The 21,956-nt window shown below is 65.4% G+C and carries 19 protein-coding genes; 9 read left to right on the plus strand and 10 right to left on the minus strand.

Annotated elements, in window-relative coordinates:
- Nucleotides 1–3 precede the first annotated feature (3 nt).
- The 6 genes from ACWKSV_RS05675 (at nucleotide 4) to ACWKSV_RS05700 (ending at nucleotide 5,928) form a co-directional block, all read left to right on the plus strand.
- Nucleotides 4–1,257: an N-succinylarginine dihydrolase gene (locus ACWKSV_RS05675; protein WP_076716474.1), complete on the plus strand. Its 1,254-nt coding sequence runs from the start codon at nucleotides 4–6 to the stop codon at nucleotides 1,255–1,257.
- 38 nt (nucleotides 1,258–1,295) lie between these two features.
- Nucleotides 1,296–1,514, plus strand: a complete 219-nt coding sequence (locus ACWKSV_RS05680; protein ID WP_042482538.1) for a hypothetical protein — start codon at nucleotides 1,296–1,298, stop codon at nucleotides 1,512–1,514.
- A gap of 49 nt (nucleotides 1,515–1,563) precedes the next feature.
- Nucleotides 1,564–2,463, plus strand: a complete 900-nt coding sequence (gene cysD / locus ACWKSV_RS05685) for a sulfate adenylyltransferase subunit CysD (RefSeq protein WP_056437359.1) — start codon at nucleotides 1,564–1,566, stop codon at nucleotides 2,461–2,463.
- 1 nt (nucleotide 2,464) lies between these two features.
- On the plus strand, nucleotides 2,465–4,378 hold the full coding sequence (gene cysN, locus ACWKSV_RS05690) for a sulfate adenylyltransferase subunit CysN (protein ID WP_191864499.1): 1,914 nt from the start codon (nucleotides 2,465–2,467) through the stop codon (nucleotides 4,376–4,378).
- On the plus strand, nucleotides 4,375–5,106 hold the full coding sequence (locus ACWKSV_RS05695; protein ID WP_191864498.1) for a 3'(2'),5'-bisphosphate nucleotidase CysQ: 732 nt from the start codon (nucleotides 4,375–4,377) through the stop codon (nucleotides 5,104–5,106). The genes cysN and ACWKSV_RS05695 overlap by 4 nt, the downstream gene beginning before the upstream one ends.
- 111 nt (nucleotides 5,107–5,217) lie before the next feature.
- Nucleotides 5,218–5,928 (plus strand): ZIP family metal transporter, encoded by a 711-nt coding sequence (locus ACWKSV_RS05700; RefSeq protein ID WP_076716476.1) that lies wholly within the window; start codon nucleotides 5,218–5,220, stop codon nucleotides 5,926–5,928.
- Between the two features lie 66 nt (nucleotides 5,929–5,994).
- Here the strand turns inward: ACWKSV_RS05700 and ACWKSV_RS05705 are convergent, their stop codons facing one another.
- The 5 genes from ACWKSV_RS05705 to ACWKSV_RS05725 form a co-directional block, all read right to left on the minus strand.
- Nucleotides 5,995–6,513 carry a YciE/YciF ferroxidase family protein gene (locus tag ACWKSV_RS05705; protein ID WP_076716477.1) on the minus strand — a complete coding sequence of 173 codons (519 nt, stop codon included), beginning with the start codon at nucleotides 6,511–6,513 and terminating at the stop codon, nucleotides 5,995–5,997.
- Between the two features lie 24 nt (nucleotides 6,514–6,537).
- Complete coding sequence (locus tag ACWKSV_RS05710) at nucleotides 6,538–7,320, minus strand: SDR family NAD(P)-dependent oxidoreductase (RefSeq protein ID WP_076716479.1); 783 nt, start codon at nucleotides 7,318–7,320, stop codon at nucleotides 6,538–6,540.
- Between the two features lie 11 nt (nucleotides 7,321–7,331).
- On the minus strand, nucleotides 7,332–8,507 hold the full coding sequence (locus tag ACWKSV_RS05715) for a zinc-dependent alcohol dehydrogenase (protein WP_076716481.1): 1,176 nt from the start codon (nucleotides 8,505–8,507) through the stop codon (nucleotides 7,332–7,334).
- Nucleotides 8,504–9,094: an SRPBCC family protein gene (locus ACWKSV_RS05720; RefSeq protein WP_076716482.1), complete on the minus strand. Its 591-nt coding sequence runs from the start codon at nucleotides 9,092–9,094 to the stop codon at nucleotides 8,504–8,506. The genes ACWKSV_RS05715 and ACWKSV_RS05720 overlap by 4 nt, the downstream gene beginning before the upstream one ends.
- A gap of 107 nt (nucleotides 9,095–9,201) precedes the next feature.
- Nucleotides 9,202–9,921, minus strand: coding sequence for a Crp/Fnr family transcriptional regulator (locus ACWKSV_RS05725; RefSeq protein ID WP_076716484.1), 720 nt, complete (start codon nucleotides 9,919–9,921; stop codon nucleotides 9,202–9,204).
- A 527-nt stretch (nucleotides 9,922–10,448) separates the two neighbouring features.
- On the opposite strand from ACWKSV_RS05725, the gene ACWKSV_RS05730 reads away from it, so the two are divergent.
- Entirely contained in the window at nucleotides 10,449–11,639 is a 1,191-nt protein-coding gene (locus tag ACWKSV_RS05730; protein ID WP_076716485.1) for an amino acid aminotransferase, read from the plus strand.
- A gap of 134 nt (nucleotides 11,640–11,773) precedes the next feature.
- Here ACWKSV_RS05730 and xylA read toward each other — a convergent pair whose 3' ends face one another.
- From xylA to ACWKSV_RS05750, 4 genes are read right to left on the minus strand one after another with little or no spacing between them, the layout of a single operon-like run.
- Nucleotides 11,774–13,096: a xylose isomerase gene (gene xylA / locus ACWKSV_RS05735; protein ID WP_076716487.1), complete on the minus strand. Its 1,323-nt coding sequence runs from the start codon at nucleotides 13,094–13,096 to the stop codon at nucleotides 11,774–11,776.
- Between the two features lies 1 nt (nucleotide 13,097).
- Nucleotides 13,098–14,546, minus strand: coding sequence for a xylulokinase (gene xylB, locus ACWKSV_RS05740; RefSeq protein WP_076716488.1), 1,449 nt, complete (start codon nucleotides 14,544–14,546; stop codon nucleotides 13,098–13,100).
- Between the two features lie 9 nt (nucleotides 14,547–14,555).
- Complete coding sequence (locus ACWKSV_RS05745; protein ID WP_076716490.1) at nucleotides 14,556–15,698, minus strand: glycoside hydrolase family 43 protein; 1,143 nt, start codon at nucleotides 15,696–15,698, stop codon at nucleotides 14,556–14,558.
- A 55-nt stretch (nucleotides 15,699–15,753) separates the two neighbouring features.
- Nucleotides 15,754–15,933 (minus strand): hypothetical protein, encoded by a 180-nt coding sequence (locus tag ACWKSV_RS05750; RefSeq protein WP_156884292.1) that lies wholly within the window; start codon nucleotides 15,931–15,933, stop codon nucleotides 15,754–15,756.
- Between ACWKSV_RS05750 and ACWKSV_RS05755 the strand changes: the two genes are divergently transcribed.
- Nucleotides 15,932–17,002, plus strand: a complete 1,071-nt coding sequence (locus ACWKSV_RS05755) for an alpha/beta hydrolase-fold protein (RefSeq protein WP_191864497.1) — start codon at nucleotides 15,932–15,934, stop codon at nucleotides 17,000–17,002. The genes ACWKSV_RS05750 and ACWKSV_RS05755 overlap by 2 nt on opposite strands.
- A gap of 139 nt (nucleotides 17,003–17,141) precedes the next feature.
- On the opposite strand, the gene ACWKSV_RS05760 is transcribed toward ACWKSV_RS05755, so the two are convergent.
- Nucleotides 17,142–19,808, minus strand: a complete 2,667-nt coding sequence (locus ACWKSV_RS05760) for a glycoside hydrolase family 3 C-terminal domain-containing protein (RefSeq protein ID WP_076716491.1) — start codon at nucleotides 19,806–19,808, stop codon at nucleotides 17,142–17,144.
- A 159-nt stretch (nucleotides 19,809–19,967) separates the two neighbouring features.
- On the opposite strand from ACWKSV_RS05760, the gene ACWKSV_RS05765 reads away from it, so the two are divergent.
- Nucleotides 19,968–21,878 (plus strand): NPCBM/NEW2 domain-containing protein, encoded by a 1,911-nt coding sequence (locus tag ACWKSV_RS05765; protein WP_191864496.1) that lies wholly within the window; start codon nucleotides 19,968–19,970, stop codon nucleotides 21,876–21,878.
- Nucleotides 21,879–21,956 lie beyond the last annotated feature (78 nt).

The raw sequence follows: 21,956 nt of genomic DNA on the forward strand, positions 1-21,956 counted from the left end.
ATCATGCTGAGAGAGATCAATTTCGACGGCATCATCGGGCCGAGCCACAATTATGCCGGGCTCAGTCACGGCAACCTCGCCGCCACGCGCAATGCGGGCAAGACCTCGCATCCCAAGGCCGCCGCGCTTCAGGGGATCGCCAAGATGCGCGCGAATCTCGACCTGGGGCTGGTACAGGGCGTCCTCCTGCCGCATCCCCGGCCCGACCATGGCTGGCTCGGGCGGCTGGCAACCGATTATGACTCCGCCTCACCGGTCCTGAAGGCGCAGAGCCTGTCCGCCTCGGCGATGTGGGCGGCCAATGCCGCGACCGTCTCGCCCGCGCCCGACACGCGCGACGGGCGCTGCCACCTGACCGTCGCCAATCTGCTGACCATGCCGCATCGCAGCCATGAATGGCCCGCGACGCTGGCGCAGCTGCGGATGATCTTCGCCGACCCGGCCTTTGTCGTCCATCCGCCTGTGCCTGCGCCCTTCGGCGACGAGGGTGCGGCCAATCATATGCGGCTGTGCAGCGGCCATGATCATCCGGGCGTCGAAATCTTCGTCTTCGGCGAGAGCGGCGGCCCCTTCCCCGCCCGCCAGCATCGCCAGGCGTGCGAGGCGGTCGCCCGCGCGCATCGCCTGTCCCCCGACCGGGTGCTCTTCGCGCGCCAGTCCGATGCAGCCATCGCGGCGGGGGCCTTCCATAACGATGTCGTCGCCGTCGCCAACGAACGGGTGCTGTTCGCGCATGAACAGGCCTTCGCCGACCGAGAGACATTCTACGCCGATCTGCGCACCCTGATGCCCGATGTCGAGATCGTCGAGGTGCCGGCCGAGCGCGTCAGCCTGGAGGATGCCATCGCCTCCTACCTGTTCAACGCACAGCTGGTCACTCCACCGGGCGGCGAGCCGACGCTTATCGTGCCGCAGGAGGCGCGCGACAATGCCCCCGTCTGGTCCTGGCTTCAGGAGCATGTTGCGGGCAATGGCCCGATTCGGCGGCTGGAGGTCGTCAACGTGCGCGAATCGATGGCCAATGGCGGCGGCCCCGCCTGTCTGCGGCTACGCGTGGTGGCCGATCCGGCAACCATCGACCCGCGCTTCCTGGTCGATCATGCCGCGCTGGATCGCATCGCCGCCGTGATCGAGGCGCATTGGCCCGACGCGATCGACCCCACCGAAATCGGCGACTCCGCGCTGATCGGCCGGATCGAGGCCGCGCGCCTCGCCCTCCTGACTGCGCTCGACTGTCTCAAATTGGCAAGCGGTTGACCCTTGGCGGCGGGGCGATCCGGTGGTGTAACGGCGCCATGTGGTCCCGCCTGGTCGCCCTGTTCACGATCAAGTCGAAGTTCGAGGCTTTTCTGGTCATCTATGGCCTGGGCCTCGGCGCGGTCGAGCGCGGGATGCATTATCTGACCGCTTATCCGGGACTTCCCGGCAAGATCCTGTTCGCCGCCTGCCCCATCGCGGTGTTCATGGCGGGTGCGCGCATCCTCGACTCGCTGGAGCGGGACTATCGCGATTGACAGGATAAGTTGGTCGCACGGTTCGCTGGCGACATTATCTGACAATCCGATGACTGGCCTTACCCACCTGCAACGCCTCGAAGCCGAGAGCATCCATATCCTTCGCGAAGTGGTCGCCGAGACCGAGCGTCCGGTGATGCTCTATTCGGTCGGCAAGGACTCGGCCGTGATGCTGCATCTGGCCAAGAAGGCGTTCTTCCCGGCACGCCCGCCCTTCCCGCTGCTCCATGTCGATACGACCTGGAAGTTCCGCGCCATGTACGAGCTGCGCAACCGCGCGGCCGAGGCGGCGGGGATGGAGCTGATCGTCCACCGCAACCCGGAAGCTGAGGCGCTGGGCATCAACCCGTTCGATCATGGCAGCCGCCACACCGATATGTGGAAGACCGAAGGGTTGAAGCAGGCGCTGACCGCGGGCGGTTATGACGCCGCGTTCGGCGGCGCGCGGCGCGACGAGGAGAAGAGCCGCGCGAAGGAGCGCGTCTTCTCCTTCCGCTCCGCCGCGCATGGCTGGGACCCCAAGGCGCAGCGACCCGAGCTGTGGAACCTCTACAACAGCCGCATCCATAAGGGGGAAAGCATCCGCGTCTTCCCGCTGTCCAACTGGACCGAACTCGATATCTGGCAGTATATTCTACAGGAGGGCATCGAGATCGTGCCGCTCTATTTCGCCGCCCCCCGCCCGACGGTGGAGCGCGACGGCATGCTGCTGATGGTCGATGACGACCGTTTCCGCCTGAGGCCCGGCGAGGTGCCGGTCGATCGCTCGATCCGCTTCCGCACGCTCGGCTGCTATCCTCTGACCGGCGCGGTCGAGAGCGAGGCGGCGACCCTGTCCGAAGTCATCCAGGAAATGCTGCTGACCACCACGTCCGAGCGGCAGGGCCGTGCGATCGATCACGATCAGGCGGCCAGCATGGAGAAGAAGAAGCGCGAGGGGTATTTCTGAGATGACCGCCTATCAACCCGATGCGCTGATCGCCGCCGATATCGACGCCTATCTCGCCACCCATGCCGCCAAGTCGATGCTGCGCTTCATCACCTGCGGCTCGGTCGATGACGGCAAGTCGACGCTGATCGGTCGGCTGCTCTATGATTCGAAGACCATCTTCGAGGATCAGCTGAGCCAGCTGGAGGCGGACAGCCGCCGGGTCGGTACGCAGGGCGCGAATATCGACTTCGCGCTGCTGGTCGATGGCCTCGCCGCCGAGCGCGAGCAGGGCATCACGATCGACGTGGCTTACCGCTTCTTCGCGACGGAGAAGCGCAAGTTCATTGTCGCCGATACGCCCGGCCACGAGCAATATACCCGCAACATGGTGACCGGCGCGTCCACCGCCGATCTGGCCGTGATCCTGATCGACGCGCGCAAGGGCGTGCTGACCCAGACGCGGCGGCACAGCTATCTGGCGCATCTGGTCGGCATCAAGGAGATCGTGCTGGCGGTCAACAAGATGGACCTGGTGGGCCATGACCAGTCGGTCTTCGAGGCAATCGTCGCCGACTATGCCGCATTCGCCAAGACGATCGGGATCGAGCGGTTCACGGCGATCCCGCTGTCCGGCCTGACCGGCGCGAACGTCACCACGCCCTCTCCGGATATGCCCTGGTATGACGGCCCCGCGCTGCTGCCGCATCTGGAGACGGTGGCGATCGACGGTGACCGGGCAGTCGCGGCGTCGTTCCGTATGCCGGTGCAATGGGTCAACCGACCCGATCTCGACTTTCGCGGCTTTGCGGGCCTGATCGCCGGCGGCCGGGTATCGGTCGGCGACCGGGTGCGGATCGCGCCCTCGGGCAAGACCACCAGCATCGCACGGATCGTCACCTATGACGGCGACCGCGAACAGGCGATGGCGGGCGAAGCGGTGACCCTGGCGCTGGCCGAGGAGGTCGATTGCTCGCGGGGTGACGTGATCGCCGCCGCCGAGGACCCGCCCGAGGTCGCCGACCAGTTCGTCGCCACCATCGTCTGGATGGCCGACGCAGCCCTGGTGCTGGGGCGCAGCTATTCGCTGAAGCTGGGAACCCAGTTGGTCGGCGCGACGGTCCAGCCGCCCCGCCATGTCGTCGACGTCAACAGCCAGGAGCAGCGCCCCGCCGACACGCTGACGCTCAACGATATTGGGCTGGCGGAAGTCTATGCCGACCGCCCGATCGTGTTCGAGCCCTATGCGAAAGGCAGTGCGCTCGGCGGCTTCATCCTGATCGACCGCGCGACCAATGCGACGGTCGCGGCAGGGATGATCGACCATGCGCTGCGTCGGGCGCAGAATGTCCATTGGCAATCGGCGGTGGTGACGCGCGAGGCGCATGCCCGGCAAAAGGGACAGGCCCCCAAGGTCCTGTGGTTCACCGGCCTGTCCGGTTCGGGCAAGTCCACCATCGCCAACATGGTCGAGCAGAAGCTGCACAGCATGGGACGCCACAGCTTCCTGCTGGACGGCGACAATATCCGCCACGGCCTGAACCGCGACCTGGATTTCTCCGAAGCCGGGCGGGTGGAGAATATCCGCCGGGTGGGTGAGGTCGCCAGGCTGATGGCCGATGCGGGCCTGATCGTGCTGACCGCCTTCATCTCCCCCTTCAAGGCCGAGCGCGACATGGTGCGTGCGCTGCTGCCCGAGGGTGAGTTCGTCGAGATCTTCGTCGATACCCCGCTGGATGTCGCCGAAGACCGCGACGTGAAGGGCCTTTACGCCAAGGCGCGGGCCGGCGAGATCGCCGAGTTTACCGGCATCTCCAGCCCCTATGAAGCGCCCGAACGGCCCGAAATCCGCATCGACACGACGAAGGAGACGGCGGAACAGGCGGCATCGCGGATCGTCGAGCATGTGCTGGGCATCTGGAGTTACGATCTGTGACCGACGCCGAACTGGCTCGCTCGGTCGCGGTCGAGGCGGGCGAACTGCTCAAGTCCATCCGCGCGTCGAGCGGATTGGAAGGCGCCGCCCTCGGCGCGCTGGGCGACAGGGATGCCAATACGCTGATCCTCGATCGCTTACGCGCTGCGCGGCCCGAAGACTTCATCCTGTCGGAGGAGTCGGTGGACGACCGCGCCCGCTGTGCCGCCAGCCGGGTGTGGATCGTCGACCCGCTCGACGGCACACGCGAATATGCCAGCGGGTCGAGCGAATGGGCGGTGCATATCGGCCTGGCCATTGACGGCCGTCCGGCCCTCGGCGCGGTGTCGGTGCCCGACCGCGATCAGGTCTTTGCGACCGACGACCTTCCTCCCAAGCATCCCCCCTGCCCGGCGGGCCTGCGCGTCGTCGTCAGCCGCAGCCGCGCGCCCGATATCGCGCATTGCGTCGGCGACCGGCTGGGCGCGATCATGATCCCCATGGGTTCGGCGGGCGCGAAGGCAATGGCCGTGGTCGAGGGACGCGCCGATGTCTATCTGCATGACGGCGGGCAATATGAGTGGGACAATTGCGCCCCCGCCGCCGTCGCGCTGGCGGCCGGGTTTCATGCGTCGCGCATCGACGGCAGCCCGCTGGTCTATAATTGCCAGAACCCCCTGTTGCCCGATCTGCTAATCTGTCGGCAGGAAGTGGCGGCCACGGTGCTGGAGGCCATCGCGCGGGGTTGAGGCGGATCGATCCAGGTTGCATAAATGTGACCTTGTAACGTCTCATGGCTTGGTTCATGGGTCGACGATGCCGCACCCTCTTTCCGTCGCTCTTGTCGTGCGGACGCTTCCATGACCCTTGTCCCCCTCGCCTTCGGCTTTGCCGCCATGCTTGCCACGCTGGCGGGCGGGCTGCTCGCCCTGCGGCTGCGTCATCGTATCGGGCTGGTGCTGGGCGTGACCGCCGGGATCGTGGTCGGCGTGGCCTTGTTCGATCTGGTGCCCGAGGCGCTGGAGCTGGCGGGGGACCGTTGGACGATCCGCGCGATGATGGCGTTCAGCGCGATGGGGCTGGGCGGCTATATGCTGCTCGACCGGGTGCTTGCCCGGATACCACGTGCCGCAGCCGCGTCATGGCAGGGCGATCTAGGCCCGGCCATGCTCTGCCTGCACAGCCTGATGGACGGGCTGGGCATCGGCATCGCGTTTCAGATCGATACGGCGGCGGGGTGGATGATCGCGCTGGCCGTGCTGACCCATGACGTGGCGGACGGCGTCAACACCGTCAGCCTCAGCCTGGCGGCGCGATCGGAAGCGGCGGCGCGGCGCTGGCTGGTGCTGAACGGAGTCGCGCCGATGCTGGGCGTCTTGATCGGCCTGGGGCTGTCGATCCCGGCGGGGATGCTGGCGCCGCTGATGGCGCTGTTCGCCGGGATTTTCCTCTATATCGGCGCGTGCGAGCTGGTGCCGCGCAGCCAGTCGCTCGATTCGCGGCTTCGGACCAGTTTCGCGACCTTGGCCGGCATCGCGCTGATGCTGGGCGTGACGCACTTCGCCCACTGAACCCGGATTTGGGGCACCGCCGCCGGGAAGGGCGCCGACGACGATGCCCCACTCCCGGCAAGACCCTCAGGCGGGCTGGACAGCCTCCGCCGCCGCATTCGCACCGCCTTCGGCCATGCCGGTGAGTTTCTCGTCGGTCGCCTTTTCCTCGGCCAACGTCTCGTCCAGGATTGCCGCGCAGTCGCTGCGGCCCAGCTGCCGTGCCCAGGACACCAACGTGCCGTAGCGCGCGATCTCATAATGCTCGACCGCCTGCGCCGCGGCGATCAGCGCGGCGTCGAGCACCCGCTTGTCCGCGACTTCGCCAGCGACCTCATTGGCCTCCTTGATGATGCCGTCGATCGCCGGGCAGGTGACCGCCTTGGGCGTTTCGCCGTGCATCTCGAACACCTGTTCCAGCCGCCGGATCTGCCCTTCGGTTTCGCGCAGATGCTGCTCGAACCCGGCCTTGAGCTGCGGGTCCGTCGCCTTGTCGATCATCTTGGGCAGCGCCTTGGTGATCTGATGCTCGGCGTAGTAGATGTCCTGAAGCTGATGGACGAACAGGTCGTTCAGCGTCGTGATGTCCTTGGAAAAAAGGCCCATGATCCGTCTCCTGATGGGATGGTTTTAGCGGTCGGCCGAGCCGGGCTCGGCGATCTTGCGGTGCGCCTCGGCCAGCACCGACTGGGGCACGACGCCCGAGCCTGCGACCTGCAACTTGTTCTTCAGCCCGGTGGTGATGTGCCCCTCACCTGCCTTCATCGCGTCCCAGCCCTTTTGGGCGACCTCGGCGGGATCGTCCTTCTTGCTCTGGCCGATATTGGTGTCGAGCATGTCGGCGCGGGCGAAGAATTCGGTGTCGGTGGCCCCCGGCATCAGGGTGGTCAGGGTCACGCCCTTCTCGTCCTTCAGCTCGTTGCGCAGCGCCTCGGTAAAATTGTCGATGAACGCCTTGGTCGCGTTGTAGATGGCGTTGAACGGACCGGGGATGAAGCCGACGATCGATCCCGTCACCAGCACCTTGCCCTCGCCGCGGCGGACCATCGCCGACAATATGCGTTGCAGTAGATAGACGGTGCCGGTGACGTTGGTGTCGACCGAGCGTCGCCAGTCCCGGACCGACTGATCGAGAAACGCCCCGCCCTTGCTGTTGCCCGCATTGGCGCACAGCACGTCGACGGTCCGGCCATTGGCGGCAGCGAGCAACGTATCGACTCCCTCCAGGGTCGACAGGTCCGCCTCGACCGCCTGGACCTGCGCGCCCAAAGCGGACAGCTTGCTGGCGGCCGTGTGGATCGCGGCCTCATCGGCGACGATCAGCAGGTCATACCCGTCACACGCCGCACACGCCGCCAGATGATAGCCGATGCCGGTCGAGGCACCAGTCACGATTGCCAATTTCTCTGCCATGGCGTGGTTCCTTATTGACCGGGCTTCAGCACGATCTTGGTCACTTCGTTCTGCTGGTCGTGGAACATGCGATATCCCTCGGGCGCCTGTTCCAGCGGTAGGCGGTGCGAGATCAGGAAGGTCGTATCGATCTTCCCCTCCATGATCGCGTCGAGCAGGCCGGGCAGATAATGCTGGACATGGGTCTGCCCGGTCTTGAGCGTCAGCCCCTTCTGCATGACCGCGCCCAGCGGAAACTTGTCGACGAAGCCGCCATAGACGGCGGGCATCGACACGCGGCCGCCCTTGCGACAGGCGATGATCGCCTGGCGAATCGCATGGATGCGGTCGGTGCCAAGGAAGGTCGACGCCTTGATCTGGTCGATGGCGTTGTCGACAAACAGGCCGTGCGCCTCCAGCCCGACCGAGTCGATCACCGCATCGGGGCCGATCCCGCCGGTCATCTGCATCAGCGCGTCATAGGTCGCGGTCTGCTCGTAATTGATCGTCTCCGCACCGAACTTGCGCGCCAGTTCCAGCCGATGCGGGAAATGGTCGATCGCGATCACCCGCTCCGCACCCATCAGGAAAGCCGACTGAACCGCGAACAGCCCGACCGGGCCACAGCCCCAGACCGCGACCGTGTCACCCGGCTCGATCTGGGCATTCTCCGCCGCCATCCAGCCGGTGGGCAGGATGTCGGACAGGAACAGCACCTTTTCGTCCTCCACCCCGTCCGGGATGACGATCGGGCCGGTATCGCTGAACGGTACGCGGACATATTCTGCCTGCCCGCCCGCATAGCCGCCGGTCATATGGCTATAGCCGAACAGTGCGGACATCGGGTGGCCGTACAGCTCGCGCGCGATATCCTGATTGTCGGCGGGGTTGCCGTTCTCGCAGCCCGAATATTGATGCTTGCCGCAATGATAGCAGGAGCCGCAGGCGATGGTGAACGGCACCACGACCTTCTGCCCCTTCTTCAGCGTCGAGCCCGATCCCGTCTCGACCACCTCGCCCATGAACTCATGGCCCAGGATGTCGCCCGACTGCATCGTCGGGATATAGCCGTCATAGAGATGAAGGTCGGAGCCGCAGATGGCGGTTGCCGTCACCTTGATGATCGCGTCGCGGGGATTGACGATTTCCGGGTCATCGACATTGTCGATGCGGACGTCATGCTTGCCATGCCAGGTCAGCGCCTTCATGCGGCCTGCTCCTCACGCTGTTTGGGGTTCATCGCATTGGTGGCGACCTCGCCGGTTTCCATCAGCTGCTTGAAGCGGGCGAGGTCGCGGCGGACCTGGATATTGGGTTCGCGCTGGAACAGCTTGGCGACCAGCTTGCCGATGACGCCAGCTGGCGGATCATAGAGGATGGTCGCGGTGACGACGGTGCCTCGCTTGCCCGCATCGTGGAAAGTCACGCGACCCGAATTGGCGATGTCGGCCCCTTCCGCCGAGGCCCAGGCGATCAGTTCGCCCTCACGCTCCTCGGTGACGATCGCGTCCCATTCGACATGGGTGCCGCCCGGCGCCTTGACGGTCCAGTGCGAGCGCTTGTCGTCGAGCACTTCGACGCGCTCGACATTCTCCATCACGCTGGCGAGATTGGAAAAGTCACGCCACCAGGCATAGAGTTCGGCGGATGGGCGGTTGATCGTCACCGCCCATCCGGCAAAGCTGTTCCCGCGATCCTCGACCCCCTCGGCCGTGGCGATCCTGACGGCGGCGTCCTGGTCCTTGGACGTTGACACGGGGGCGTCGTCATAGGGTCTGTCGGCGATGTCCGGCATAAGCCTCTCTCCTCATTCCATGCCCGGACAGCGTTGGGTGAGGCGTGATGTTCCTTATTTTATCATGTTTTTCCAATATCTTGATACATATCAAGCGATCGAGTGGATCAGCCTGCCGTCACCCGGATCTGGGCACGGCCGACCTTGCGCGCCAGCGCCTTGGGATCGGGAATGGTCATGGATCGCGACGACCAGATCAGATCACCCGCCCGCCGCGCTGCCTGCAACATGCGGTTCACGTGCACCGCCGTCAGGCCGAGCGCATCGGCCAAAGTTTCCTGCGTGATCGGCAGGTCGAAGCTGCGGCCATGGGTCATTTCGCTGAGTTCCAGACGCTCATGCAGTTCGAGCATCAGGTCGCCGATCCGCTCCATCGCATTCATCCGCCCCAGTCGCGCGATCTGTGCCAGCAGATAGGCCTCGTCCATCGCATGGGCGACCGCATAGGCTTCGTCGAGCGCAGGCAGCGTGCCGAGCTCGGGCGGGGCGCAGGTCGTGACCTCGGTCAGGGTGATGATGCTCGTCGGTGCCACCGGGCGTCGGTGATGATAGAGACCGACGACATCGCCCGGCAGCAAGAAGTTGAGGAACTGCCGCCGCCCATCAAGCAGGATGCGCACGCGTGCCGCCCATCCCGACAGGATCAGATGCGGGCAGGCGATATCGCGGCCCTCGACCATCAGATCTCGGCGGGGCCGGAATTGCTGGGGCCGGGCGATCGCCTCGCCAAGCGCCGTGACCGATGCATGGTCCAGGGGCGCGAGGCGGGACAAGCGATGGAGTGCCGGCGCGATCGGCCGGATGCTGCGCGTAAGCGGAATATTCATGGTTTGCCCTTCGCCGTCATCAGGGAAAACGGCCCGCCGGCGGGGCGGCCCAGGGAAAGCACAGCAAGCAGCGGGGATCGGAATAAATTCATCGCAACTCTCCTCATCCTGCCACCGACCTGGATTGGTCGTGCGGCGAGAGCGATGACGCGACGGACGCCACCGGTAATGCATAAAGGGGTTGGACGGCGACCAACCGGCGACATGCCACCGGATCGATCCGCCATCACGGTCATGACGAACCAAGCGGGGCTATCGTAACGCTTCCGTGTGCAAGGTGTACGAACAACCGTCCGCTGCGCTCCATAATGCACATCAATATCCGGCGTTTTTCGTGCGTTACGGTGAAAAACGAGGCAGAACGTGGGAAATAGGCGGCACGATACCGCTGTTTTTCACGTCCATTCAGACTCTTTTTAAGACAGAATGGAATCGCAGCGGGAGGCGGCCCCGGCACGGGTCTTCCGTCATTCCCTTTTGAGCCCGAAACCCTATGGTGCGCGCCTTTCTGTCCAAGAGGCTCTATCATGCGTTTCGCCACCCTCACCCGCCAGCCCGACGATCCCTTGCTGCGGATCATCGGTCAGCACGCCGCCGACCCGCGTACGAACAAGATCGACCTGGGCGTCGGCGTGTTTCGCGACGAGGAAGGCCGCACGCCCGTCATGACGGCAGTGAAGGCGGCCGAGGCCCGCCTGCTGACCGAACAGCCGAGCAAATCCTATCTGGGGCCGGAGGGCGATATCGGCTTCGTCCGTGCGCTGGCGACGCTGGTGCTGGGCGACGCGGTTGCGGCGGAACGGGTCGTCGGGCTCCAGACGCCCGGCGGGACCGGGGCGCTGCGCCTTGCCGCCGAACTGCTGGCGCGGTCGGGCGTCGAACGGATCTGGATCGGCAGTCCGAGCTGGGCCAATCACGCGCCACTCTTCCGCCAGGCGGGTGTCGAACCGGCGATGATCCCCTGTTTCGACCTGAACACCCAAAGCTTCGACCTGGACGGCTTCCTGACCGGGCTGGGCGAAGCGGGTGCGGGCGATGCCGTCTTGCTGCATGGCTGCTGCCACAATCCAATCGGGATCGATCCCGATGCAGCGGGCTGGCATGCCATCGCGTCACGCGTCGCCGAACGCGGGCTGCTGCCGGTCGTCGATCTTGCCTATCAGGGCTTGGGCGATGGCTTCGATGTCGACGCCCAAGGCGCGCGCACCATATTGGCGGCGGTGCCCGAGGCGCTGCTCGCCTATTCCTGCGACAAGAATTTCGGGCTGTACCGTGAGCGGACCGGCGCGCTGTTCGCCGTCACCCCCGATCGGGACAGCGGCGCGACGGTGTTCTCCAATTTGTTGGCACTGGCGCGGGCCAATTGGTCGATGCCGCCCGATCACGGCGCGGCCATCGTCCGTATCATCCTGGAAGACGAAGGCCTGACTGCTGAGTGGCGTGACGAGCTGGAAACGATGCGCCAGCGCCTCGAAAGCCTGCGTGCGGCGCTGGCCGCCGGGGGGCGGATCGGGACGATCGATCTGGCGGCCGTGGCGCACGGCAAGGGCATGTTCGCCACCCTGCCCCTGTCGCCCACCCAGGTGGAATGGCTGCGCGATCGTCATGCCATCTATATGGCCGGGTCGGGCCGGATCAACATCGCCGGGTTCAATATGGCGGCGGTCCAGACCTTCCATGAAGCGCTGCGGGATATGGTGGCGAACGGGGTCGCGTGATCCGGGCTATCCCGCCGTTCCTTTGGGGCGGCGGGATCTCCTTGGCCACTCGGGCAATAAAAAGGGGCGCATCCGAATGGCCGGATGCGCCCCTTTCCGAGAGGGTACGGGCTGGAACCCCGGCCCGCCCCGCCTTACTTGCCCGAGTGAACGATGCGGTTAACGATGTTCTCAATCCGCTCCTGACGGCCCGAACGGGGCTTTGGATCGATCGCCTTCTCGACCGCGAGGTCGGCGATTCCGGCCAGGTCGAGACCACCGACCTTCTGCCCGAAATCGCCATCCCAACCGGCATAACGCTCGGACTTGATCGCATCCAGACGACCGTCCTCGATCAGCGCGGCGGCGTTGAGCAGGCCCTTGGCCACCACGTCGATCCCGCCGACATGGCCGTGGAACAGATCGACCGCGTCCATCGACTGGCGACGCACCTTGGCGTCGAAGTTGAAGCCGCCGGTGGTGAAGCCGCCCGCCCGGATGATCTCCAGCATGGCCAGCGTCAGTTCCTCGACCGAGTTGGGGAACTGGTCGGTATCCCAACCATTCTGGTGATCGCCGCGATTGGCGTCGATCGACCCGAAGATGCCCAGGGCCCCTGCGGTCGCGATCTCATGCTCGAAGGTGTGGCCGGCCAGCGTGGCGTGGTTCGCCTCGATATTGACCTTCACTTCGTTCTCCAGGCCGTAAGCCTTGAGGAAGCCGTACACGGTGGCCGTGTCGAAGTCATACTGATGCTTGGTCGGCTCGTGCGGCTTCGGCTCGATCAGGATCGTGCCGGTGAAGCCGATCTTGTGCTTGTGCTCGACGACGAGGCTCAGGAAGCGGCCCAGATTGTCCAGCTCGCGCTTCATATTGGTGTTGAGCAGCGTCTCGTAACCCTCGCGACCGCCCCACAAAACGTAGTTCGCGCCGCCCAGACGGTGCGTCGCCTCCAGCGCATCGCGGACCTGCATCGCACCGAAGGCATAGACTTCGGGGTCCGGGTTGGTCGCGCCACCGGCGGCGAAGCGCGGATGGCTGAACAGGTTGGCGGTGCCCCAGAGCAGCTTGCGGCCCGACGAGGCCTGCAGCTTTTCAAGATGGTCGACCGCTTCGGCGAAATAACGGCGATGCTCGGCCACCCCCTGCGCATCGGCCATCACGTCGACGTCGTGGAAGCAGTAATAGGGCACGTCGAGCTTCGAGAAGAAGTCGAACGCCACTTCCCGCTTCTGCGCGGCGGCCGCGCTGTCGTTGGCGCCCGCATGCCAGGGGCGGTTGAACGTGCCGCCGCCGAACACGTCCGAACCCGGCCAGCAGAAGGTGTGCCAGAAGCAGGCGGCGAAGCGGAGATGCTCCTCCATCGTCTTGCCCAGCACGACGCGGTTCTTGTCATAGAAGCGGTAGGCGAGCTCATTGTCGCTGTCCGGGCCTTCATAGCGGATCGTCGGGATGTCGGCGAAAAAGTCGGTAGCCATGTTACGAATTCCTCGGAGTGATGCGGGAATAGCTGTTGCGGAAGCGCGCGATCTTGGGGGCAAAACGCTCGGCGAGCGCGGCGTCCGGGGCGATGGTGTGGGACACGGGTGGCGGCGCGCAGACCTCTTCCGGCGAGCCGCCATCGACCGCCAGCTGGGCGAGACGGGCCGCTCCCAGCGCCGGGCCGACCTCGCCACCCTTGAGATAGACCAGCTCGACGTTCAGCGCGGCAGCCAGCGTCTGGCCCCAATAGGAAGAGCGTGCGCCGCCGCCGATGACCGACAGCTGTGAAAGCTCGGTCCCGGCATCGCGGAGCACGGACAGGCCGTCAGCCAAAGCAAAGGCCACGCCCTCCAGCACCGCCTGCGCCAGCCGCTCCGGCGTGGTATCATGGTCGAGGCCCAGGAACGCGCCGCGCACCTCGGCATCGTTATGCGGCGTCCGCTCGCCCGACAGATAGGGCAGGAAGATTTCCGGGCCGCTCGCCGGACCGACGCTTTCGGCGCGGGCGAACAGCTCGGCCGCGCCGGGCGTGCCGGTCAGCCGTGCGACCCAGTCGATGCAGGCCGCCGCCGACAGATGCACCGACATCTGGTGCCAGACATCGGGCAGACAGTGGCAGAAGGCGTGGACGGCGCCCGCCGGATTGGGCCGGAATTCCTTGGTCGCGGCGAAGATCACGCCCGACGTGCCCAGCGACAGCAACGCGTCACCATCCTTGACCACGCCCACGCCCGCGGCCCCGGCGGCATTGTCGCCACCACCGCCCGCGACCGGCACCTGGTCGATGCCCCAGGCTTCGGCGACATCGGCACGCAGCTTGCCGGTCTGTGCCGTGCCCTCGACCGCCTGCGGCATCTGCTCGCGGGTCAGGCCGGTCGCGGCGAGGATATCGTCGCTCCATTCTCGGCGCTCGACGTCCAGCCAGAGCGTACCCGCCGCATCCGACACGTCCGACGCCTTCTCACCGGTCATCCGCAGCCGGACATAATCCTTGGGCAGCAGCACGGTGCGGATCTTCGCGAAGGTTTCCGGCTCATGATGCTGCACCCATAGCAGCTTGGGCGCGGTAAAGCCCGGCATGGCGAGGTTGCCCGCGACCCGGTGGAGATCGGGGGCCTTCGCCTCCAGCTCCGCACACTCCGCATGGCTCCGCCCGTCATTCCACAAGATGCCGGGCCGCAGGACCTGATCGTCCGCGCCCAGCAAGGTGGCGCCGTGCATCTGCCCGGCTAGGCCGATGCCGCGCACCGCCCGGCGGACCGCCGGATCGATCGCCCGGACAGCCGAAATCGTCGCCTGCCACCAGGCCTCCGGGTCCTGTTCGGACCAGAGCGGGTGCGGACGCTGCACGGTCAGCGCCGCCGTCCCCTGCCCCACCACAGCGCCGTGTTCGTCCAGCACGACGGCCTTCACGCCCGAGGTGCCGATATCGATGCCAAGGAACATCCCGCGTCCTTACTTCACGAACGGGTCGATGGTCGGGATCGTCCCGTCCGGGTTGAACTTCAACTCGGTCATCTTGACGTTACGCAGGTGGTTCTTATCCGACAATTGCGTATCGGCGTAGAAAAGCCACCACTTGCCCTTCCACTCGACGATCGAGTGATGGGTGGTCCAGCCCTGCACCGGCTTCAGGATATGCCCCTTATAGGTGAACGGGCCATAGGGGCTGGTGCCGATCGCATAGTTCAAGAAATGCGTGTCGCCGGTCGAATAGGTGTAATAATATTTGCCGTCGCGCTTGAATACCCAGGACGCCTCGAAGAAGCGCTTGTCATGGTCGCCGCCCAGCACCGGCTTGCCCTTTTCGTCGAGGATCACGACGTCGCGCGGAGTTTCTGCGAAGGTCTTCATGTCGGGGTTCATCTTGGCGATCTTGCCGGAGATGGCAGGCTGGTCGTCCTGCTTCAGGTCGGTATCGCTGCCGTTCGGATCGTACTTGCCGTCCTTCCAGCGCTGAAGCTGACCGCCCCAGATGCCGCCGAAATACATATATGCCGTGCCGTCCGCGTCCTGGAACACGGCGGGGTCCATCGAGAAGCTGCCGGGGATTGCCTCCGGCTCGGCCTTGAACGGCCCCATCGGGTTCTTCGAGGTCGCGACGCCGATGCGGAACGCGCCCAGGCCGTTCCGGTCCTTCGTCTTATCCCGCGCCGGGAAATAGAGATAATAAGTGCCGTCCTTATAGGCGGCGTCGGGCGCCCACATCTGCTGCGAGGCCCAAGGCACGTCCTTCACGTCCAGCGCGACGGGGCCGACCGTGACCTTGCCGCCCGGCTCGTCCATGCGCAGCACGCGATAGTCGCGCATGGCGTATTGGTTGCCCAGATCGTCATTCGGCGTGTCGGTCGGTACGTCGTGGCTGGGGTAGATATAGAGCTTGCCGTCGCTCCAGACATGGGCGGACGGATCGGCGGTGAAGATCTCGCGCACCAGCGGCTGCGACAGGTAATGACGACCATCGGGCGAGATCGGATTGGCATCGTTCGACGCCGTTGCCGTCGTGTTTTCGCCCACGGCATTGTCGGCCTTTTGCGCCGTCCCGCAGGCCGCCGTGCCGAGCCCCAGCACGAGGCTGGCCATCATCAAGCGCTTCATCGCTTTTCCTCTCCAAGCGCTCCATCTTTGGAGCTTTGAAAGTACGATAGCGCTATCAGGACGCGGGATGCAAGGCCGGTTCGGCGTTTTGCGATGGGACGGGGCTTTGCTTGACAACAGCCATGTCGGCATTGTTGGTAACGATATTCGGCCCTGCTCCTTCCATCGTGGGCCGCCCATTCCAAAGACCGACGCCACAGGTCGGCAGGCTTTCAGGATAGAGGATGACCCGCATGGCCCTTCGCTTCTTGCCTTCGCGCTGGCTGCTTGCCGCAAGCGTCGCATTGGTCCCGATCACAGCGGCGCCTGCCCAGATGGCGACCCAGCAACCAGCCGTCGTGCCGGGCGCCAAGCCGGTCACGATCGAGCGGATCAAGGTCCATTCCGCCGCGATCGAGGGCAATCTGGAAGGCAACAGCGCCGATCGCGACGTCATCGTCGTCCTGCCCCCCGACTATGCCAAGAACCGCACGCGCCGCTATCCGGTAGTCTATGCGCTGCACGGCTATTCGATCGGCGCGGACCAGTGGACGAAGGAAATCCATGTCCCCGCCTCGGTCGAAGGGGCCTTTGCCCGCGGCGTCCCGCCGATGATCCTCGTCTTTCCCGACAGCAAGACGATGCACAACGGGGCGATGTATTCCTCGTCGCAGACGGTGGGCGATTTCGAACGGTTCATCAGCCACGATCTGATCGCTGCGATCGACGCACGCTATCGCACCATTCCGCGTCGCGAAGCGCGTGGCCTCGCCGGTCATTCGATGGGCGGATATGGCACCACGCGGATCGGGATGAAACATGCCGACATGTACGGCGCGATCTATATGATGAGCCCCTGCTGTCTATCGCCCCGCGCGATGGCGCGGCCCGAGGGGACGGATGAAAAGCTGCTGACCAGCCTGACCTCACCTAGCGAGTCCGCCAGGCTCAACTGGGGCCAGCGGGCGATGCTCGCCGCCTCGGCCGCCTGGTCGCCCAATCCGAAGAATGCGCCGCTCTATCTCGACCTGCCGATCAAGGACGGCAAGGTGCGGGACGATATCGTCGCCAAGTGGCTGGCCAACACGCCGCTGGCCTTTGTCGACCAATATGTCACGCCCTTGCGCAGCTACCGCGCAATCGGGCTGGATGTCGGATCGCAGGATGGGTTGAAGGCCGATGCGCAGGCCCTGCACGAAGCGCTCGACCGTTATGGCATTGCCCACAAGTTCGAGATTTACGACGGCGACCATGTGAACCGGATCGGGGTGCGGTTCCAGGAGCAGGTGCTGCCGTTCTTTGGACGGGCGCTGGTGACGAAGTGAATATACTCTCCTCCCCTGTAAGGGGAGGGGGACCATGCGTAGCATGGTGGAGGGGTGTCTCGCTATCGAGAGGGCGACACCCCTCCGTCAGGCCTTCGCCCTGCCACCTCCCCTTGCAGGGGAGGAATAAAATTGGATCTCAATCCGCGATGGGCGTCATCGTATCGATCCGGAACGGCGCACTGCGCACCGGCACACCGGTATCCGGCTGGCCCGAGCCGACCGAGGCGCGATAGTCGCCTTTCATCACCAGCCGCTGGCCATCCGCATCCACCGCGCTCAGGTCGCGCAGGCTTAGCGTGAAGGTCAGGCTCTTTCGCTCGCCGGGGGCCAGACGCACCCGGTGGAATCCGCGCAGTGCGACACGCGGCACGCCCTCCACCTTGGGGAAGTTGAGGTATAGCTGTGCTACCTCGTCGCCCTCGCGGCGGCCGGTATTCCGCACTTCGGTCGTGACGGTCATGCTGCCGTCCGCCCCGGGCTTCACCGCCAGCGGTGCATAGGCGAAGCTGGTATAGCTGAGCCCATAGCCGAACGGATAGACCGGCGTGCCGGTGAAGTAGCGATAGGTCCGCCCCTTCATCGCATAATCGCCGAACGGCGGCAGGTCCTCCACCGAACGATAGAAGGTCAGCGGCAATCGCCCGGCCGGGTTGGCCTTGCCTGACAGGACATGACCGACCGCCAGTCCGCCTGCCTGGCCCGGATACCAGGCCTCGATGATGGCATCGGCATTCGCCTTGGCCCAGGCGAGGTTCACCGGACTGCCGTTCATCAGCACGACGATCAGCGGACGTCCGGTCGCCTTGGCCTGTTCGAGCAGCGCCTGCTGGTCGGCAGGCAGGTCGAGCGTCGTCTTGTCGCCCCCCTTGAAGCCGGGGACCGAGATCGGCGCCTCCTCCGCCTCCAAATCGGAGGTCAGCCCGATGACCGCGACCAGCGCGTCGCTGGCCTTGGCGACCGTGCGCAGCTCGGCCACTGGGTCGTCGGATACCCGCTTCCAGACCAGATTAATGCCGGTCAGGATACGCGCCTCGGTCGTGACGGTGATCGGGTAGCGACGCCCCTTTTCCAGCGTGACGGTACGCATCGTCGGGAGGCTGTTCCACGATGCCTTGGTCAGGTCGACGAACGGCTGTCCGTCCAACGTCATCGCACCGTTGAAGCCCGCTATGCCCAGCCGATAACGCCCGGTCTCCGGCGGCACGAGATAGCCCGTCCACACCGCCCGGTGCACGTCACGAACGGACGACAGGTCCAGGCTGCGCGAGGCGGCGTTGGCCTCGACACGGGTGACGACGGGGCGATCCTCGAACCGGGCAGACTTCAGCCATTCGTTCAGCGCGCCGGGGGCGAAGCGATCGGGAATGCGGCCGACGACATTATAATAGCGCGCGGTCAGGCCCGGCTCGCCGCTCTCGGTCTGGAGCGCGGTCGTCGGGATCGGATCGCCATCGGTATAGGTTTCGGCAAAGGGCAGGTAGCGCACCTGCGCGCCCGGCATGGCCTGACGAAGCCCCTCGACCACCGATACCTGCGGCCCCGACAGCGAGGAGGAATAGTTGCCGCGCAGCACTCGCGTCGCATCGCCCAAAGGCCCTATCACGGCAATCCGGGCATGGGGCTTCAGCGGCAAGATGCCTTTGTTCTTGAGCAGGACGAGGCTCTTTTCCGCAACCTCCAGCGCCAGTGCGCGGTGGGCGGGCGTGTCGATGTCGCGGGGAGAACTGGTCTGGGTGGACAGCGGACGCAGGCCCGGCAGGTCGCCGGTGCGATAGCGTGCGGCAAAGAGCCGCACCAGCGAACGGTCGATATCCGAGACCGAGATCAATCCGTGCGAGAGCGCCTCGCGATACGGATTGGTCAGCCCGTCCGTATCGGTCAGCGTCGCGTTGTTGCACTCGTTATCGACGCCCGCCCGCATCGCCGCCGCCACCGCGCTCGCCGCATCGGGGGCATAGTGATGGCTCGCGGCAATATCCTTCACCGCATCGCAATCCGACACGACATAGCCGCGAAAGCCCCAGCGTCCGCGCAGGTGATCCTTCAGCAACAGGTCGCTCGCGCAGGCGGGCTGGCCGTCGATCCGGTTATAGGCGCACATGGTCGATCCGGCCCCGCCCTCGACGATCGCGGCACGAAAGGCGGGCAGATAGGTATCGACCAGATCATGCTGCGAAACATAGACATTGGCTTCGTGTCGGGTCGATTCCGGGCCACTGTGCACGGCATAGTGTTTGGGTGTGGCGACGACATCGATCCGGGTGGGATCGTCGCCCTGCATCCCGCGCACGAAGGCGACGCCCATTCTGGCGGTCAGGAACGGGTCCTCGCCATAGGTCTCCTGCCCCCGCCCCCAACGCGGATCGCGAAAGATGTTGATGTTGGGCGACCAGGTGTCGAGCCCGGTGCCGATCCGGCCCATCCGCCCGGTTGTCCGCGCCAGCGCGTGAAGCCCGCGCACCTCGGCGCTGATCGCCTGTGCCGCGCGTCTGACCAGCGCGTCATCGAAGGTCGCCGCCAGCCCCACCGGCTCGGGGAAGTTAGTCGTCGGCACCGGCCCCAGCGCACCATGCAGCGATTCCGTCCACCAATTATAGGCTGGCACTTCCAGGCGCGGGATGGCGGGCGCGGTGTTGAGCAACTGGCCGAGCTTTTCGTCGGTCGTCATCCGGCCGATCAGGCGCGCCGCCAGCGCCTCGGCCTGTTCGGGACCGGCCGCCTGCTGCTGATGCTGCTGCGCCAGCACCATGCCGGAGGTCGATAGCGCCAGAGCCGAAAGGAACGCCGCACGCCATGAATTCATGCCAAATCACTCCCCTGAAACCATATTTTTGGTAACGGTATCACGAAAGCCGTCGCCGTCCAGCATTCGATTTTCATACGGTTTTTCAATGGTGCAACGGTGGACAGCCTGGGTTTAGTCGGACAAGATCACCCAAAGACCAATACGGGGAGGATCATCATGCGGCCCATCATCGCCAGGGTTTTCGCGAGCGCTATCGCCATGGCCTGGATGGCCTCCGGACCCGCCCTGGCGGCGGACAGGACCGATCCCTTGGCCCCGACGGGACGGTGGAGCGCCAATCAGGATGGGCAGGCCGCGCTGCCGCCAATGGGCTGGAACAGCTGGAACGCATTCAACAGCGATGTCGACGAGGAAAAGGTCATGGCCTCGGCCCGGCTGATCGTCGACAAGGGCCTTCGCGAGGCGGGCTATCGCTATATCAACATCGATGACGGCTGGTGGCTGCGCCGTCGCCAGCCCGATGGCCGCTTGGTCATCCGCGCCGACAAGTTCCGCTCCGCCGCCGCCGGGCCCAACCAGCAGACCAGCTTCCGCCCGCTGACCGACCGGCTTCACGCCATGGGGTTCAAGGCGGGAATCTATTCGGATATCGGCCGCAACAGCTGCGGCCAGGTCTATACCCCGAACTTCGCCAACCAGCCCGAGGGCACCGTCGCCGAGCGCGAGGTCGGGCTATACGGTCATATCGATCAGGATATCGCGCTCTATTTCCGCGAATGGGGCTTCGACTATATCAAGGTCGATGGTTGCGGCATTCGCGGGCTGGGCAAGGGCAGCGACCATGTCCGCAAGGGCGACTATCGCGAACTGACGCCGCTGATCGACATGAATTCTCTCGCGCGCACCAATATTCCGGCGGTGCGTTCGCTCTACGATCAGGTGGCGACCGCCCTGAAGCGCGAGAACCCCGATGGCGACTATCTGTTCTCGCTCTGCCTTTGGGGTTCGTCGGATGTGCGCAGCTGGGGCAAGCAGATCGGCAATGTCTCGCGCACCAGCGACGACATCACCGCCCATTGGTCGCGGATGCTGACCAATTTCGATACCAGCGCCAGCCGTGCGCTCTACGCCCATCCGCATACGTGGAACGACCCCGACATGCTGTTCGTCGGCTCGGGCGAGTTCGACGCCAACCACATGACCGAGGCGCGGTCGCACTTCGCGATGTGGGCGATGATGAACGCGCCGCTGCTGATCGGCTTCGACCTGCGCAAGGCCAATGCCGAGCAACTGGCCCTGCTCGGCAACCGGGCGATCATCGCGCTCAACCAGGACGCAGGGGCGAACCAGGCGGTGCCCGCCTATCTGTCCAACGACGTGCAGATTTTCGTGAAGAGCCTGGCCAATGGCGACAAGGCGGTGGCGATCCTTAACCGCACCGCCGCGCCCGTGCAGCCGGTGCTGACCGCCGATCATCTGAAGCTGCGCGGCGACGTCGCTATGACCGACCTGTGGACCGGGGCTAAGAGTCGGTTTTCGGGCGAGACGAAGCTGACCCTCGCGCCGCACCAGACGCTGATCTACCGCGTGACCGGCGCGCATCGTCTGGCGGATGGCCACTATCTCTCCGAGAACCCCAGCGATGTGAACCCGGCCGAGGACGGCATCGTCACGCCGGAGGGCGATCCGACCATCCATCACGAACTCAGCCCCTGGGGCGGCAGCAAGGGGCCCGGCGATTTCCCGCAATATGCCGGTTGGGGCGGCGCGCAGGCCGATCGCACGCCCTTCAACCGACCACTGAGGCTAAGCGGCAAGGTGTACGACACCGGCATTGGCGTGCTCGCCAATTCGCGGCTGGAGGTGCGCAATCGCGGCCAGGCGCGGTTCAGCGCCATGGTCGGCATCGACGACTCCGCCACCGCGCGCGAACGGCGGGTGGTGTTCGAGGTTTATGGCGACGGCAAGCTCCTCACCCGCTCGCGGGCCGTTGCACTGAACGAAGCGCCGGTCGCCGTCGAGGCGGATGTGCGCGGCCGCAAGCTGATCGAACTGATTGCCCGTGCCGATAGCGCTCCCGAGGCACCGCTGCCCGTCGTCTGGGCGGATGCGCGCCTGACGGGCTGACGGACATTCGCCCCGACTTTCATGGCCTTGCCGTTTGACGCAGGCCATGCAAAAGTTCGAGCAAAGGACAAGGGAGAG

It is taken from the genome of Sphingomonas sp. SphC10, assembly GCF_057004845.1.

Excerpts from the sequence above, each read along its gene's own strand:
- ACWKSV_RS05675 (WP_076716474.1), top strand. The coding sequence starts at position 4 with ATGCTGAGAGAGATCAATTTCGACGGCATCATCGGGCCGAGCCACAAT.
- ACWKSV_RS05680 (WP_042482538.1), top strand. The coding sequence starts at position 1,296 with ATGTGGTCCCGCCTGGTCGCCCTGTTCACGATCAAGTCGAAGTTCGAG.
- cysD (WP_056437359.1), top strand. The coding sequence starts at position 1,564 with ATGACTGGCCTTACCCACCTGCAACGCCTCGAAGCCGAGAGCATCCAT.
- cysN (WP_191864499.1), top strand. The coding sequence starts at position 2,465 with ATGACCGCCTATCAACCCGATGCGCTGATCGCCGCCGATATCGACGCC.
- ACWKSV_RS05700 (WP_076716476.1), top strand. The coding sequence starts at position 5,218 with ATGACCCTTGTCCCCCTCGCCTTCGGCTTTGCCGCCATGCTTGCCACG.
- ACWKSV_RS05705 (WP_076716477.1), bottom strand. The coding sequence starts at position 6,513 with ATGGGCCTTTTTTCCAAGGACATCACGACGCTGAACGACCTGTTCGTC.
- ACWKSV_RS05710 (WP_076716479.1), bottom strand. The coding sequence starts at position 7,320 with ATGGCAGAGAAATTGGCAATCGTGACTGGTGCCTCGACCGGCATCGGC.
- ACWKSV_RS05715 (WP_076716481.1), bottom strand. The coding sequence starts at position 8,507 with ATGAAGGCGCTGACCTGGCATGGCAAGCATGACGTCCGCATCGACAAT.
- ACWKSV_RS05720 (WP_076716482.1), bottom strand. The coding sequence starts at position 9,094 with ATGCCGGACATCGCCGACAGACCCTATGACGACGCCCCCGTGTCAACG.
- ACWKSV_RS05725 (WP_076716484.1), bottom strand. The coding sequence starts at position 9,921 with ATGAATATTCCGCTTACGCGCAGCATCCGGCCGATCGCGCCGGCACTC.
- ACWKSV_RS05730 (WP_076716485.1), top strand. The coding sequence starts at position 10,449 with ATGCGTTTCGCCACCCTCACCCGCCAGCCCGACGATCCCTTGCTGCGG.
- xylA (WP_076716487.1), bottom strand. The coding sequence starts at position 13,096 with ATGGCTACCGACTTTTTCGCCGACATCCCGACGATCCGCTATGAAGGC.
- xylB (WP_076716488.1), bottom strand. The coding sequence starts at position 14,546 with ATGTTCCTTGGCATCGATATCGGCACCTCGGGCGTGAAGGCCGTCGTG.
- ACWKSV_RS05745 (WP_076716490.1), bottom strand. The coding sequence starts at position 15,698 with ATGAAGCGCTTGATGATGGCCAGCCTCGTGCTGGGGCTCGGCACGGCG.
- ACWKSV_RS05755 (WP_191864497.1), top strand. The coding sequence starts at position 15,932 with ATGGCCCTTCGCTTCTTGCCTTCGCGCTGGCTGCTTGCCGCAAGCGTC.
- ACWKSV_RS05750 (WP_156884292.1), bottom strand. The coding sequence starts at position 15,933 with ATGCGGGTCATCCTCTATCCTGAAAGCCTGCCGACCTGTGGCGTCGGT.
- ACWKSV_RS05760 (WP_076716491.1), bottom strand. The coding sequence starts at position 19,808 with ATGAATTCATGGCGTGCGGCGTTCCTTTCGGCTCTGGCGCTATCGACC.
- ACWKSV_RS05765 (WP_191864496.1), top strand. The coding sequence starts at position 19,968 with ATGCGGCCCATCATCGCCAGGGTTTTCGCGAGCGCTATCGCCATGGCC.